This window comes from Metabacillus indicus (genome assembly GCF_046603695.1).
GTDB classification, from domain to species: domain Bacteria; phylum Bacillota; class Bacilli; order Bacillales; family Bacillaceae; genus Bacillus_P; species Bacillus_P indicus.
Genome location: NZ_CP176757.1, coordinates 2,760,218 through 2,773,330 on the forward strand (window position 1 = coordinate 2,760,218; position 13,113 = coordinate 2,773,330).

Sequence of the window (13,113 nt, forward strand, 5' to 3'; positions counted from 1 at the left end):
CCCGGTTTATTTTTTTGGTCGCTTATAAAAAGGCGTCTGCACGACAACTGCTTTCAAGCGTTTTTTACGTACTTGAACAACCACTTCAGTGCCGGGCTCGGCAAATTCTTTCTTAAGCAGTGCCCAACCGATATTCTTTTTAAGTGTAGGAGATTGTGTGCCGGTTGTAATTTCCCCGATCTGCTCTTCTCCTGCAAACACCTCATAGCCGTATCGCGGTATGCCTTTATCGATCATTTCAATTCCGGCAAGCTTTCGGTCCGGTCCGTTTTCTTTTTGATCCTTTAACACAGCTTTGCCGTTGAAATCACTTTCCTTGTTCGGTTTCACGGCAAATCCGATGCCTGCTTCTATCGGGGTAATAACTTTGGAAAGTTCCTGTCCGTAGAGCGGCAGGTTCGCTTCAAAGCGAAGCGTATCACGGGCGCCAAGTCCGCATGGCAGCAGACCATCTTCTTTTCCGGCTTCCAAAATCGCTTTCCAAAGCTCAGGAGCTTTTGACGCGGCGCAGTAAATCTCAAAACCATCTTCACCTGTATAGCCTGTTCTTGATACAAGAGCAGAGGCTCCTGCAATGTTTACGTCATCTTTGAATTTAAAAAACTTGATTTCACTTAAATTTGTATCCGTGAGTTTTTGAAGGATTGACTCAGCAAGCGGTCCCTGGATAGCGAGCTGGGCGACATCTGAAGATACATTGTGCAGTTCCGTGTCCCCGAACAGCTGGGAGTTCAGCCAATCAAAATCCTTTTCAATGTTGGATGCATTCACTACAAGGAGATAATGCACATCTGATTTTTTATAGATTAATAAATCATCCACCGTTCCGCCGTCTTCATAGCACATAGCGGTATACTGCGCTCCTCCGTCTTTTAAAAGAGCAACATCGTTTGTCATTGTTTTTTGAAGAAATGCAAGGCTGCCAGTGCCCCTCACTTCAATTTCCCCCATGTGGGATACATCGAACAAGCCTGCTCTTTCGCGAACAGCTTCATGTTCTTCTTTAATAGAAGAAAACTGCACCGGCAAGTCCCAGCCGCCGAAATCAATCGTTTTTGCACCCTGCTCTTTGTATAAGTCAAAAAGCGGTGTCCGCTTTAAATCCGCCATTTCATCGCCTCCCGGTATGATCCTCTTTTTTTCATCAAAAAAAGGACAGAGAACTCCCTTTAATGGAAGTCTCTGTCCCTGCACCTGAAAGTTTACCCGGCCTAATAAAATGGCCGAGCTTTCCCCTTTGGTGGTTTGCCGCTTTCACAAACTCTCTCCAGAGTTGCGTCAAGCAAGAGTTCTTTTGCCTGAGAGATTCACATCAGTTTGCTCCTTCGGCGCTGCATGCGTATGCTGCAGTCTCTCCCCTTGCTCTCATCCGCTCATATTTTTTCATTAATTGGTGATACTGATAAGTAGACATTTTAGACATTATGACATTTTTGACATAAGAAGCCTGCTGACTGAAAACTGAGTAAGTTAGCAACTTTCTTACTTATTAACATCCTACCATTAAGGTCTTTATTCATCAATCACTTTTTTCACAAATGTTTTGTTTAAAACACATTGGAATGTTCGTGTTTTACTGTCTTTTCATCTAATCCATTGTGATAACCTGCTATTTTACCACTTAACGTGAACAATAGAGAAAGATCTACTCTTTTTTGAAAGGGCTGTCAATCATGAACGTTAAACTGAAATTTGACTCCGCGTGGCAAGATATATTTCTTAAAAAGCTTGATGACGACGGTCCGTGGGCCAGCTGGGAGAATTACAAATTAGCATGCGCCGTGCAAAAGCACCTGATTGTTCCTTCCTTTGAAGGGCTTCAAGCTCCAAATCACCTGACAGACTTCACTCCTCTTCCCCATCAGTTGGAGGTTGCAAGGCAGGTGGTGGAAAACATGAACGGAAAGGCCATCCTTGCAGATGAGGTAGGACTTGGAAAAACAATTGAAGCAGGCCTCATCGTCAAGGAATATATGATTCGGGGACTCGCTAAGAAAATTCTCATCCTCGTTCCTGCCTCTCTTGTTTCCCAGTGGGCAAGAGAGCTTCATGAAAAGTTCTATATTCCAGCCGTTGAGCAAAAGAAAAGCTACGTATGGGAAGCCTGCGATGTAGTGGTCTCTTCCATTGATACGGCAAAAAGAAGCCCCCACCGGGAAATTGTTCTTAACCAGCAGTACGACCTGGTGATCATCGATGAAGCTCATAAACTGAAAAACAGCAAAACGAAAAACTATGAATTTGTTCAGAGCCTGAAAAAGAAATACTGCCTGCTTCTTACTGCAACGCCCATTCAAAACCGCGTAGAAGAGATTTTTAACCTTGTATCTCTGCTGAAGCCCGGACATTTAGGCAACGAAGCTTATTTTTCAGAAGTATTTTCTGCCAAGAACCGCTCTTTGGAACACCATGAGCACCTTCAGGAACTCGTGAACAAAGTCATGATCCGAAACCGCAGAGGAGATACGGGCATTGAATGGCCTAAACGACATGTTGAGACCGTTCCGATCGAGCTGTCTGAGAGTGAGCGCCAGTTGTATACGGCTATATCACGTCTCAAAACATTCGGCGCCTCTTCCGCCAGCACGTTTTCAATCATGACGCTGCAAAGAGAGGCATGCTCAAGCAGGGAAGCTGTCTACATGACGCTGAAAAAAATGGCCGAGCGCCCCGAAGGCGAAGCATCCCCTCTTCCAGACTCTGTCATTGAAGAGCTGATGAACTGCATTAATGAAGTTGACGGAAATTCCAAAGCACAGCGGACGGTTGAACTGATTCAGCAAATCAATGACAAAGTCATCATTTTTACAGAATACAGGGCCACCCAGTTTTATCTTCAGTGGTTTCTTCAGCAGCACGGCATTTCATCTGTTCCTTTCAGGGGAGGATTCAAGAGGGGCAAAAAAGACTGGATGAAAGACCTTTTCAAAAACCGGGTTCAAGTACTGATTGCGACAGAAGCTGGCGGGGAAGGAATCAACCTGCAGTTCTGCAATCACATTATCAACTATGATCTTCCCTGGAATCCGATGCGGCTTGAACAGCGGATTGGACGGATTCACCGTCTCGGGCAGGAAAAAGATGTCCACATTTATAATATGGCAACAAAAAACACCGTTGAAGAGCACATTCTGAAACTTCTCTATGAAAAAATCAACCTGTTTGAAAAAGTCATCGGCGAGCTTGATGAAATACTGACAAAACTTGAGATATCCAATTTCGAAGATCACCTGCAGGACATCCTGTTTAAATCTAAAAGCGATGGAGAAATGAAAATTAAGATGGAAAACCTGACATCCATCCTGCATTCTGCAGAACAGGAACACACAAAACAGAGAATGGAGGGATAACCAATGCAGCAGCAGCAGATCAGCGAGTTCCTTGAAACCTTTTTCACGGCCAATTCATGTGACATTACAGAAAAACAGCCTGGCTATATGACGATCCAGCTGACAGTGGACATGGATAAAGAATTGATGAACAGGCCGTTTTACTGGACATATCTTGAGAAAACAGGCGGTGTGCCGAGTCCGATGCAGCTGACTTTAATAACAGATGCCAAACGGGCACCAGCTGATTTGAAAGGGGAAATCATGCACTTCGGAGCACCAAGACTGCACCAGATTTTCCGGACTGCCAAAAAATTCGGAGGCCATATCCGCCTCTATGAAAACCCGCCGAACACGGGAAGCTCTCAGTCCCTGCATCCATGGCTGGGTGTAAATGTCATGGTATCCTATCAGAGCGACAAGAAAAAAGATCATCTCTATTCCATTGGACTTCACCTGATCAGCGGAGCCATCATAGAAGATTTTCAGGATCATTTGGAAAACATGGCCCTCACTCCCAGAATTCCTGATTTGTGTTTTACAACTTCGCCAATGATTAAAGTTCAAAGCGGCCTCTTGCGAATTCAAAATTATATACAAGCTAAATTTGAACAGGATGACCACACCTGGGCTGATGATGCAAGACAGCGCTGGAATTCAGATATGATGCTGCTAAGCCATTTTTATGAAGATCTTGAAGAAAAACCAGAATCGTACCATCTTGAAAAAGAAGCCTTGAAAGAGCTGTATGATCCTCACATTCATGTCTCGATTACAAACGGCGGGTTATTCTATTTATCGAGGACTGCCCTCGCTTAATGTCAAAATTTGCGCAAAAAATGATTTTGGTGTCATAAAATCATTTTTTGCCTTTTTATTTTTGCTGAAGAATGGCTGTCGAAGAAAACAGTAAAATCAAGCCAAAATGCCCATATAAAAGGAATATAATTCTAATTACTAGTAATTTTTTGAAAAAAATGAAAATATTTTTTTCTCTCGACATATTTCAGCACAATAAATGAAAATGAAATTTTATACTAGTAGTAAATTAGATAGACAACACGAAGTGACAAAAGAAATACTTTGTTTTTGATGCAGTGTCAGAGTTACACATAATCAGACAAAGGCAAACCTGCTGAAAAGCCGGGACGCAAAGTCACAGATCTAACGTTCTACGGAGCTATGATGGCTGGACTGCCTGAAATACTATTGCGTATTTTAGGAGGAGTTACAATGGAAGTGTTAATGGAGGAGTTTCAAAAGCTTGATCAGGAATGGAAAGAGTTGATTCTGTCGGCTTTGGAGATGGGTATCAGCAAAGAGGAAATCAGAGAGTTTTTGAAAACGCAAACAGTTTAAAGTTGACAAACAGCTGCAGTCTGTATTTTTTTTTCGTAAATTCGTTCTGTATATATAACAATCCCTTCGCTATATGCTATAATACGACTGGGAAGGTGATTATATGATTGGTGAACGCATACGAAAATACCGCAAAGAACGTGGACTGTCACTATCAGAGCTTGCCGATCGGGCCGGAGTTGCCAAATCATATTTAAGCTCAATCGAACGGAACCTGCAGTCAAATCCTTCTGTTCAATTTCTCGAAAAAGTCTCTTCCGTCCTTGGGGTCTCAATGAATACACTTATTCTTGAAGACCAGTCACAAAACATGAAACAGGCAAACCTTGATCATGATTGGGCAAATCTGGTCAAAGAGGCAATGGATTCAGGTGTTACAAAGGATCAGTTCAGAGAGTTTCTTGAATTTAACCGCTGGAAAATGAACCAGGAAAAATAACAGCACCATGCAAAAGGTCTTCTTACCCCTTTTGTATGGTGCTGTTTTTACGTACGCTATCCTTTTCTGTCAAATTCGTATCCTGTTCCCATATTTTGCTGATAGGCTGACAGCGGTATTTTCTTTACAGCGTGAACAGCCTGTATCGCTTTATGGGAGGTAAGATCCTTTGAACAGACAGGACAAATCCACTGATATGATTTGCTGCTGCTGAAAGATGGCTGATAGCACTGACTGCAAAGTTTTTTATACATCGCTTTTCCCCTTTTCATCCAATCAGCAGCCGGATCCAGTGCAAATGAGCCAAAAGAACAGCAGAATACAGAAATGCAGCGGCAATTGAAAGGACTTTAATTATCGGTGATGACGGCACACGCCCCGTGAAAACAAACAAAAGCAGAAATAATGAAAATGACAGCTTACTACATGTAAATACCGCAGGATGTATCTCATACAGAATCCTCATAACAGGATTGGCTTCTGTAATCAGCTCATAATGCAGACCGGCAAGGGTCAATGCTGCGTCCATACCATTTAAAGCTGCTAACATCAAAAAGAGTGCCTTCAACACATTTCCGCCTTTATTCTTAATAAAGAACAAAAAGAGCAAACTTAATCCGTCTACTAAAAGTATATACCTCTTCAGCGAATAAAAACAGGTTCAAATTCCGCTATTTTTCTTTTTAAAGAACGTTTACCGCCGATTTCCTCCAATTTTCTTTAATAATCTTACTAAATTTAAACATTATAAAGAACAATCACTAGCATGCCGCATTCTTCATTAAAAACAAAAAAGCCTGTCTTTGCAGGCCCCCTCTTTCTCAATCTCCTCCGCCGCCACCGCCGCCGCAGTCTCCCCCGCCTGAATCCCCGCCGCCGAAGAATCCAGAATCAGAATGGCAGTCTCTGCCATTGTCTGAACTCGTATACGTATAACCAGAGGAGTCCCTGTGCCTGCTCCTTTTTTTGTTATCACCAGCGATCCCCATTACTGCCAAAATTCCGACAAATACAACCATTAAGAAAAATCCCATTTTAAATCCCCCTTTGAATAGCAGCATGTTTTTTGGAAAAAATAACTAACAAGGACGGTGAATATCATGAGGAAAACCATTTTGCTTTTGCTGCTTCTCCTTATATACGGTCTGCAGCCGGCTTTGGTTTCACAATCAGCAAATGTTTATGCGGAAAAGCATACAGACTGGAAAAACGTAGCGGTGAAAGAAACGAAAAAAAGATATCCGCTCTCACAAGTATTGTTTACCCAAAAAATCTGGGACAACACCAAGAAAAATCAGACGGTCAAACAATACAAGGTGACATTGCGCGAGGGAATGAAAGACATCGGGGTGTTTGTCACCATCTCTTACGATGCAAAAACAGAAAAAATCAAAAAGATACAGGTTCTGGAAGAAGCGGATTAAACCGGTGTAGAACACGAAAGAAGGTACCTCTCTCCAGGGTACCTTCTTTCATTGAAGCTATTTTCTTCTTTTTAAGAAAAACATAAATGCAAAGGGAAGGATACCGAACCACCTGCTTGCAAACGGCGACTTCTCCGTTTTTCGCATTGTTTTTATTGCCTTCCGCTCTTCTTTTGGAGTATCCATATATCTGACCAGCTGCTGAGTCATATATTTCACATAATCATTCGTAGACACTGCAAACACACCTCATACGCACTTTTTAGCTAGTATGCCGCGTTTCCAGCTCTTTTATACGTTCAATCAGTTCATCTGCCAGCTGTTCTATGGTTTTTCCCTCTGTTTTGATTTTTATCGTACAGTCCTCATATGCATTTACGCGTGACTCATAGAGCGATGAAAGCTCTTCTTTTGAAGCTTTTGAAGCTAGCGGCCGGTTTTCATCCTGCTGCACACGTTCAAAAATGACATCAAGATCGGTTTGAAGGAAAATCACAATGCCGCTCTCTTTCATTTTTTCCCTGTTCACTTTGCGCACAGGCAGTCCGCCGCCTGTCGTTATCACAGCATTTTCGGAAGGCGCACGCTCAATCATCTGTGTTTCTAGTGAACGGAACACCTCTTCCCCGTCTTCTTTAAAGATGTCTTTGATCTGCTTTCCTGCTGCGTGTTCAATCATTTGATCAGTATCTAATACAGGGCATCCGAGTTTTTCGGCAAGAACCTTGCCTACAGTCGTTTTTCCGGTCCCCATAAATCCCGTGATAAAAATTGGCTTCACTGCTGTTCACTCCGCTTGTTTTTCAACTACCTTACCACAGAATCAGGATGCAGGGAACTGCTCTGCAGGTAAATCAGTAGACCGTCCAATCAGTCATTTCTCCGGAATTCAGATTGTACGTATATTTTGCTGATGAAAAATGGCCTGTATTAAGTTTTGCAGCAAGTGATACCAGCAGTTCGCCTTCACCTTTTTCAGCAGCCGTATAAGTGATGGAACCATCGTCCGTCTTTATTTCATAGTGGTTTACCCCTTCTTGATCAGCAATGGACTGCATCGAATGCTGAACACCGCAAAGGAGCAGATTCTCAAGAATCATTGAACGTTCTCTCTCGCTGTAAAACTTTTTTTCTGCTGTGAATACTGCTGTCTGGTGAAGGAGGATCAGCAAGATAAAGAATGCGATCATTGAAACAGACGGCAGGATAAATCCTTTTTCATTTCTCATCCAGACCGCTTCAATCCTAAAAAGCTTCTGAATGTGCACCTGTAGGTTTTGCCTGAAGTACTGACAACTGTGAGCAGGGCTCCCCCTTCGATTTGGGTGAATTGCATATCCTTCACATGTCTCAAGCAAATAATGTGGCCGGTGTTATTCACCTGTCTACGAATCATCGTTCCATACTTTTCAAATTCAATGCTTCTTCCCGTTTTCGAGGTAAATGAAAGCATTTGGTCCTGGACTTTGAAGCCGGTGCCTTCTCTGAATTCAATGGCTGCCTGCTGCTGAAAGATCTCCCATTCCAGCGGATTTATGTCCCGTTTATCTTCCGACACTCTGTATAGATGGGGAATAAGCAGAGCTGACGATGCTGTAATCACAGCGAATATACTGAAAGAAAACAGCATATTCAAGAACGTAAAACCGCTATGGTCTGAAAGAATAGAGGCATTCCGTTTCGAGCTTGCCTTTGTAGCTCCACTCAATGCATGCTTTTTCGAGCTCTCCCGAAGCACTCCAGCTGATATCCTTTCCTTCTTCATTGTGTTCTCCTTCCTTATACGCGCGCTTTTCAATGATTGACTGCAATTCAGTGACTGCTTCATGTTTAAGGCGCGTTTTTTCCCGTTCCTGACTGATATACATAGAGGCAGGGATCAAAATCAGCGAAATCATAGACCAGATGCTAAAAGCCATAACCGTCTCAGCCAATGTAGTGCCGCTATCGTTCCTCAACGCCCATCCTCCCCATCCCCATGTAAAAAATCATGTTATATCGTTTTTTGCGGTATTGCATGACAATCGTGCCGCTGTCAGAGAGCCTCCCGTCAGGAGTAAACTGAACTCTCGCTTCCATCGTGGAAGGCGTTAGCAGGATATCGGAATCATACGAAACGGTATAGAGTCTCTTCGGGGATATCCCCCCTTCTGTACCTATATACCTGTGGTTAGCAGGGTCAAATAACAGGACGATCGTTTTTTTATTTGAAATAGCGTACTGCTGGGCATATAAAAGATCCTGTTCAAGAGTCTTGAAGAAAAGCTGAGCAGGCTTTTGACTTTGAAATGGCTGAAGGATGAAAACAGCCGTCCCTGTCATCACAGTAACGATGCTGATTACGATGACGGTTTCCATAAGCGTGAACCCTTTATTCGGCTGCAGACGCCTCACCGACTTTTCCCTCCGAATCAATAGTAAGCGCCGTGCCATTTGGACATGCAGGTGCTTCTTCAAGGTACCCTGCCGTCACAAGGGCTTCGATCGTCGCAGTCTTTTTCGTTTCAATCTGATAGGCGGAGGCTTGGGCCTGAACCGTATTTTTTAGCCCTTCACATCCTTTGCTCTGGATGTTTGCGTGATGCTTTGTAATATTGGGAATGGTGATCAAAAGCAGGACGGATATGACAAGAAGGACAATAAGCATTTCAATCAGTGTAAATCCCTTTTCATTTTTAACCATAATCAGACTCCTTTCCCGTTATAAAGCTTCCATCATGTGATACATGGGCATAATCATTGACAGATACATGATCAGCACTGTAATTCCCACGGTTATATAGGCTGCAGGCTGAATCATCAGCAGCCATTTCATTGTTTTGTCTTCAAGCCTTTCAAGAACAAACTGGCTGTATGTATACAGCTCTCTTGCAAGCCTTCCATTTGCTTGTCCATGGCCGACGACCTGACTCATTTCCTTTTCGTAAAAACAGTTATGGCTTATGAGGGTTTCAAATCTCTCCCCCTTTTTTAAATGTTCAATAAACCATTTGGCCTCATCTCTGTAAAACGGAAGAAAATTCTGATGTTCAAAAACCTTGAGAGATTCATAAATCGATAAACCGCTTTTCAGGAGGTTGCTCAGCTGCAGGGCAAAATAGTAGCTGTTAATGAGGACAATGATTTTTTTCCATACCGGAATTTTCAGCATAAATCTCATTTTTCTCTGAGGTTTAAAGGCTCTCAGCCGGACCATGTAATAAACACCGCCAAGCATCAGCAGGACGAGGCTTCCAATCACCGCTGATTTTACTGCTTCAAACAGGAAAAACAGAAAATGTGTCAAAAAACTGGGTTCAAGGTTCATGGAATGGTAGATCTGCTGAAACTGAGGGGCAATGACAGATTGTGAGAGGTAAAAGAGAATGCCAATTGTGAAGAAGAGAAAAAGAGGATATTGCATAACCTTCTGCCATTTTTCGCGCTGCACGACTTTTCTGCTGAGCATATCTCCAGCTTCTTTGAAGGCGGCATCCAGATCCCCGTGCTTCTCGGCAAAATACAAATAGCTTAGAACTTCACGGTGAAAGGATAATTCTTCAAAAGCCGAACGGATCGACTGACCTGCAGAGAGCCTTCGCAGACAATGAGCCACATCCCCGCTTTTATCTGCGCGAAGATCAATAGAAGTAAATTTTAACGCTTCATTTAGTGTATAGCCCTTTTCTAAAAGATTGCTCATCCTCTTCAGAAATTGCGATTGATCCTTAAGGCTCCATCTTTTTTTAGTCTTCATAGGCATACATCCACTTATGAAGAGCATAAGACGGCAAGTACCCCAGGGCAATCCCCTTCTTTATCGCATCCTTTAAGGTGGCATAATCACATTCGACCTTTTCCCCGCGTGCTTCTTTTATGGCAAGTGTAAGGTTTTTCCCGTACAGCATTTCAAAGATTCCAAGTCTCCTGACGTTTCTCATTTTTTTACACTGCGGTGAGCATTCGCCCTCGCAAAATGGACATTTGACACCGACAAGCCTCTGAGCAACGACAGCTAGAAAGGTCTGCTCAATTTCAGACAGGCTTACATCAAATTCAAGCATTCTGTAAATCGCGCCTTTGGCATCTCTTGTATGCATCGTCGACAGAACCAAATGTCCTGTGAGCGCTGCCCTGATTGCAATTTGTGCAGTTTCCCGGTCTCTGATCTCACCGACCATTATGATATCCGGGTCGTGCCTGAGTATGGCCTTCAGCCCGACCGCATACGTGATCCCCGCTTTTTCATTAACCTGTACCTGCAGAACCTCGGAGCTTTTCGTTTCAACCGGATCCTCAAGCGTTATAATGCTCCGGTTAAAATGTTTTTTGGCATAATGAATGAGAGAATAGAGAGTCGTTGTTTTTCCGGAACCGGTTGGACCCGTAAAAACCATTAAACCGTGGGAATGGTTTAGAAAAGAGAGAAGTTTTTGTGCGGACTGCGGAAAAAGCGACAGTTTGGTAACGGAAGGAATGCAATCATTCGGGAGGATTCTGATCACTAGACTTTCTTCAAATACGGTAGGAAGAGTGGACATGCGAAGCTGAACATTGATTGCCTCATTTGACAGAGCAAGTGAACCGTTTTGCGGCCTCCTTCTCTCGCCAATATCCATAGAGGCAAGAAATTTAAAATGGGCAATAATCCTGCCGCAGACCTCTTTGCGGATAATCCTTTTTTCAATGAGATCATCATCGATTCTGTATTGAATGACCGCGTCTGTTTCCCTGGGAACAAAATGAATATCAGAAGCGTTAAGCTCACAGGCTTCTTCAACAATTCTTTCACTGAGCAATTCGATGGAATTCATGATTTCCTCCTTTCTGTGCGGCTACTGAAAGACTACCTCATTTAAAGAGAAAGCGCACATACCGAAAAGTCAATTTTCGGGACAAATCAGGAGTTCTATAAGGGCGAAAACCTCATTTTCCCCTTGAAGAAAAACAAAAAATAGAGCGGCAATGAATAATTTTACCAGTTTTGCCCATACTGTATAAAGTCTTTAATGGGCTATAGCCAAGCGGTAAGGCAACGGACTTTGACTCCGTCATGCGCTGGTTCGAATCCAGCTAGCCCAGTACGAAAAGCGGAGCCTTCCGTTTAGCTCCGGGAGTCAGATAAGGAAACGCCGAAACGGCTGTTCAACCTTTGCACAGCCCCCCTTAACACAAAAAAACCTGCGGATAAAAACATATCCGCAGGTTTTTTAAGCGTTTCTTTTCGCATAATAAATATATGGCTTCCTCTTAGATTTGAGCAATGACGGTTTTAGATAGTAAACCCTGTACCCGCTGTTCAGGATTTCATATTCTATATATTTCAGCTTGTTCTTTTTAGCAAACTCTTTGGAAGCTTTTTCAATGCTTGACTCATCTGTAATAAAATTCGGGCTGGAGTAGTCTGTTGCTACATTCCGGTTGCCAATGCCTTCTAAGAAAAATTGAATTTCTGTCATCATCATTCCACCCTTTTCGTTCTTTATAATGAACCATCTGTATTCACTATACAAAGAAAAGGCTGAAATGAAAATCTTCAAATTCGGGCAAATTTTTAAATTATCACATCATTACTAGGTATTTCTGCATAATTCTCATGAATTCTTATTATTTTGTTCCCTATAAAGAACGGGAGAGCTTTTTATGAAACGGATTTTTGTACTTCTTTCTTTTTAGAAAGCTTTGTCAGGGCTTGAGGATTATAGCCGACGACCAGTTTTTTTCCGTCTGTGATAATAGGCCTTCTAAGTAGTTTGGGCTCGTCGATGATCAGTTTTATCACATCTGAAAGCGGCAGTTCATCTATATCCAGGTTCAGTTCCTTGTATGTCTGGCTGCGGGTCGCCAGAATCTCATCCATGCCGTCTGTTGTAAGCTGAAGGATTTTTTGAAGTTCTGAATAAGTAGGAGTTTCGCGAAACAAATGTTTTTCATTGAAATCAACGTTATGTGCCTTAAGCCAATGCTTTGTCTTTCTGCATGATGTACAGCTCGGATAACTATAAAAAACCAATTCGTTCATTGTCTTCATCTCCCATTTTATATTGTTTTTTTATGATCAATTTTGTTTAGACGGCAGCTGTTCAACTTGTATAAACCAATTGTATAGCAATTGTTTAACTTTTGTACAGCAATAAGCCTCGAGTTCAACAAACTTTTTTTTAGGTTTGTTTACACTTTGTGACATAATTGGTACTTCTAGAATGTAAACGCTATTTACAAGGACGTTGGACGTACTTTATAATAAAAAAAGTGATGGACTTAGGGACTTAAACAAAGGAGGGATTGACATATGGATCGCATGTTCCGAGTATTAGGCTTCTGGACTGGCATCTTCGCTGTCATGTTTTACCTGGGAGATATGAAAACGACTTCATTATTATTCTTCGGTCAGACGGGATTTTTCGTGTTTTTATCTTATCTTAAACTTTCTGAGCGCATGTACATTTACGTGTTCGGCGCATATTTAACGATTTTCTTCGTGGGCTTTACATATTGGACTACATTTATGATGGTTCCTGGGCAAGGCGGTCACTAAGATCAAACCCCAACAAACTTATTAAAACAAAAATGGTGACCTGCA

21 protein-coding genes, 1 tRNA gene and 2 riboswitches are annotated in these 13,113 nt (G+C 42.4%); of the genes, 7 read left to right on the top strand and 15 right to left on the bottom strand.

Annotated features, from left to right (window positions below):
- Window positions 1–6 precede the first annotated feature (6 nt).
- On the bottom strand, window positions 7–1,110 hold the full coding sequence (gene gcvT / locus ACK1LH_RS14170) for a glycine cleavage system aminomethyltransferase GcvT (protein ID WP_029279734.1): 1,104 nt from the start codon (window positions 1,108–1,110) through the stop codon (window positions 7–9).
- A 166-nt stretch (window positions 1,111–1,276) separates the two neighbouring features.
- Window positions 1,277–1,369: riboswitch (glycine riboswitch) on the bottom strand.
- A 304-nt stretch (window positions 1,370–1,673) separates the two neighbouring features.
- On the opposite strand from gcvT, the gene ACK1LH_RS14175 reads away from it, so the two are divergent.
- The 4 genes from ACK1LH_RS14175 to ACK1LH_RS14190 all read left to right on the top strand — a co-directional run bounded on the left by ACK1LH_RS14175 (window position 1,674) and on the right by ACK1LH_RS14190 (window position 5,127).
- Window positions 1,674–3,350, top strand: coding sequence for a DEAD/DEAH box helicase (locus ACK1LH_RS14175; protein WP_029279732.1), 1,677 nt, complete (start codon window positions 1,674–1,676; stop codon window positions 3,348–3,350).
- Between the two features lie 3 nt (window positions 3,351–3,353).
- Window positions 3,354–4,148 (top strand): YqhG family protein, encoded by a 795-nt coding sequence (locus ACK1LH_RS14180; protein WP_029279731.1) that lies wholly within the window; start codon window positions 3,354–3,356, stop codon window positions 4,146–4,148.
- Between the two features lie 296 nt (window positions 4,149–4,444).
- Window positions 4,445–4,531, top strand: a riboswitch (cyclic di-GMP riboswitch).
- Window positions 4,532–4,562: 31 nt separating this feature from the next.
- A complete protein-coding gene (locus tag ACK1LH_RS14185; protein WP_081414163.1) occupies window positions 4,563–4,688 on the top strand; it encodes an anti-repressor SinI family protein in 126 nt (41 codons plus the stop codon).
- A gap of 103 nt (window positions 4,689–4,791) precedes the next feature.
- Window positions 4,792–5,127, top strand: a complete 336-nt coding sequence (locus ACK1LH_RS14190; protein ID WP_029279729.1) for a helix-turn-helix domain-containing protein — start codon at window positions 4,792–4,794, stop codon at window positions 5,125–5,127.
- A gap of 56 nt (window positions 5,128–5,183) precedes the next feature.
- On the opposite strand, the gene ACK1LH_RS14195 is transcribed toward ACK1LH_RS14190, so the two are convergent.
- The 3 genes from ACK1LH_RS14195 to ACK1LH_RS14205 form a co-directional block, all read right to left on the bottom strand.
- Window positions 5,184–5,381, bottom strand: a complete 198-nt coding sequence (locus tag ACK1LH_RS14195; protein WP_029279727.1) for a hypothetical protein — start codon at window positions 5,379–5,381, stop codon at window positions 5,184–5,186.
- Between the two features lie 14 nt (window positions 5,382–5,395).
- Window positions 5,396–5,677: a DUF5658 family protein gene (locus ACK1LH_RS14200; RefSeq protein WP_235728219.1), complete on the bottom strand. Its 282-nt coding sequence runs from the start codon at window positions 5,675–5,677 to the stop codon at window positions 5,396–5,398.
- Window positions 5,678–5,948: 271 nt separating this feature from the next.
- Window positions 5,949–6,161 carry a hypothetical protein gene (locus tag ACK1LH_RS14205; protein ID WP_029279723.1) on the bottom strand — a complete coding sequence of 71 codons (213 nt, stop codon included), beginning with the start codon at window positions 6,159–6,161 and terminating at the stop codon, window positions 5,949–5,951.
- Between the two features lie 66 nt (window positions 6,162–6,227).
- Between ACK1LH_RS14205 and ACK1LH_RS14210 the strand changes: the two genes are divergently transcribed.
- Complete coding sequence (locus ACK1LH_RS14210) at window positions 6,228–6,551, top strand: DUF3889 domain-containing protein (RefSeq protein WP_029279721.1); 324 nt, start codon at window positions 6,228–6,230, stop codon at window positions 6,549–6,551.
- Between the two features lie 57 nt (window positions 6,552–6,608).
- Here the strand turns inward: ACK1LH_RS14210 and ACK1LH_RS14215 are convergent, their stop codons facing one another.
- The 9 genes from ACK1LH_RS14215 to comGA form a co-directional block, all read right to left on the bottom strand.
- A complete protein-coding gene (locus tag ACK1LH_RS14215; RefSeq protein ID WP_029279719.1) occupies window positions 6,609–6,788 on the bottom strand; it encodes a YqzE family protein in 180 nt (59 codons plus the stop codon).
- A gap of 25 nt (window positions 6,789–6,813) precedes the next feature.
- Window positions 6,814–7,332: a shikimate kinase gene (locus ACK1LH_RS14220; protein ID WP_029279717.1), complete on the bottom strand. Its 519-nt coding sequence runs from the start codon at window positions 7,330–7,332 to the stop codon at window positions 6,814–6,816.
- A gap of 73 nt (window positions 7,333–7,405) precedes the next feature.
- Complete coding sequence (gene comGG / locus ACK1LH_RS14225) at window positions 7,406–7,780, bottom strand: competence type IV pilus minor pilin ComGG (protein WP_029279716.1); 375 nt, start codon at window positions 7,778–7,780, stop codon at window positions 7,406–7,408.
- Window positions 7,777–8,316, bottom strand: a complete 540-nt coding sequence (gene comGF, locus ACK1LH_RS14230; RefSeq protein ID WP_267881654.1) for a competence type IV pilus minor pilin ComGF — start codon at window positions 8,314–8,316, stop codon at window positions 7,777–7,779. The genes comGG and comGF overlap by 4 nt, the downstream gene beginning before the upstream one ends.
- On the bottom strand, window positions 8,201–8,509 hold the full coding sequence (locus ACK1LH_RS14235; RefSeq protein WP_029279712.1) for a hypothetical protein: 309 nt from the start codon (window positions 8,507–8,509) through the stop codon (window positions 8,201–8,203). The genes comGF and ACK1LH_RS14235 overlap by 116 nt, the downstream gene beginning before the upstream one ends.
- Window positions 8,496–8,945 carry a competence type IV pilus minor pilin ComGD gene (comGD, locus tag ACK1LH_RS14240; protein ID WP_029279711.1) on the bottom strand — a complete coding sequence of 150 codons (450 nt, stop codon included), beginning with the start codon at window positions 8,943–8,945 and terminating at the stop codon, window positions 8,496–8,498. The genes ACK1LH_RS14235 and comGD overlap by 14 nt, the downstream gene beginning before the upstream one ends.
- Window positions 8,923–9,234 carry a competence type IV pilus major pilin ComGC gene (gene comGC, locus ACK1LH_RS14245; RefSeq protein WP_029279709.1) on the bottom strand — a complete coding sequence of 104 codons (312 nt, stop codon included), beginning with the start codon at window positions 9,232–9,234 and terminating at the stop codon, window positions 8,923–8,925. Before comGC ends, comGD begins: the two co-directional genes overlap by 23 nt.
- A gap of 18 nt (window positions 9,235–9,252) precedes the next feature.
- Window positions 9,253–10,287, bottom strand: coding sequence for a competence type IV pilus assembly protein ComGB (gene comGB, locus ACK1LH_RS14250; RefSeq protein ID WP_411333451.1), 1,035 nt, complete (start codon window positions 10,285–10,287; stop codon window positions 9,253–9,255).
- Window positions 10,277–11,344 (bottom strand): competence type IV pilus ATPase ComGA, encoded by a 1,068-nt coding sequence (gene comGA, locus ACK1LH_RS14255; protein ID WP_029279705.1) that lies wholly within the window; start codon window positions 11,342–11,344, stop codon window positions 10,277–10,279. The genes comGB and comGA overlap by 11 nt, the downstream gene beginning before the upstream one ends.
- 196 nt (window positions 11,345–11,540) lie before the next feature.
- On the opposite strand from comGA, the gene ACK1LH_RS14260 reads away from it, so the two are divergent.
- Window positions 11,541–11,612 (top strand) — tRNA-Gln (locus tag ACK1LH_RS14260).
- A 128-nt stretch (window positions 11,613–11,740) separates the two neighbouring features.
- Here ACK1LH_RS14260 and ACK1LH_RS14265 read toward each other — a convergent pair.
- Both ACK1LH_RS14265 and ACK1LH_RS14270 read right to left on the bottom strand, forming a co-directional pair.
- Window positions 11,741–11,989, bottom strand: a complete 249-nt coding sequence (locus tag ACK1LH_RS14265; protein WP_029279703.1) for a hypothetical protein — start codon at window positions 11,987–11,989, stop codon at window positions 11,741–11,743.
- A gap of 182 nt (window positions 11,990–12,171) precedes the next feature.
- The gene (locus ACK1LH_RS14270; protein WP_035207135.1) at window positions 12,172–12,552 is read right to left on the bottom strand and encodes a Spx/MgsR family RNA polymerase-binding regulatory protein; all 381 of its coding nucleotides are present in this window, start codon (window positions 12,550–12,552) and stop codon (window positions 12,172–12,174) included.
- Between the two features lie 270 nt (window positions 12,553–12,822).
- On the opposite strand from ACK1LH_RS14270, the gene ACK1LH_RS14275 reads away from it, so the two are divergent.
- Window positions 12,823–13,068, top strand: coding sequence for a DUF2626 domain-containing protein (locus ACK1LH_RS14275; protein WP_029279699.1), 246 nt, complete (start codon window positions 12,823–12,825; stop codon window positions 13,066–13,068).
- Window positions 13,069–13,113: the final 45 nt, after the last annotated feature.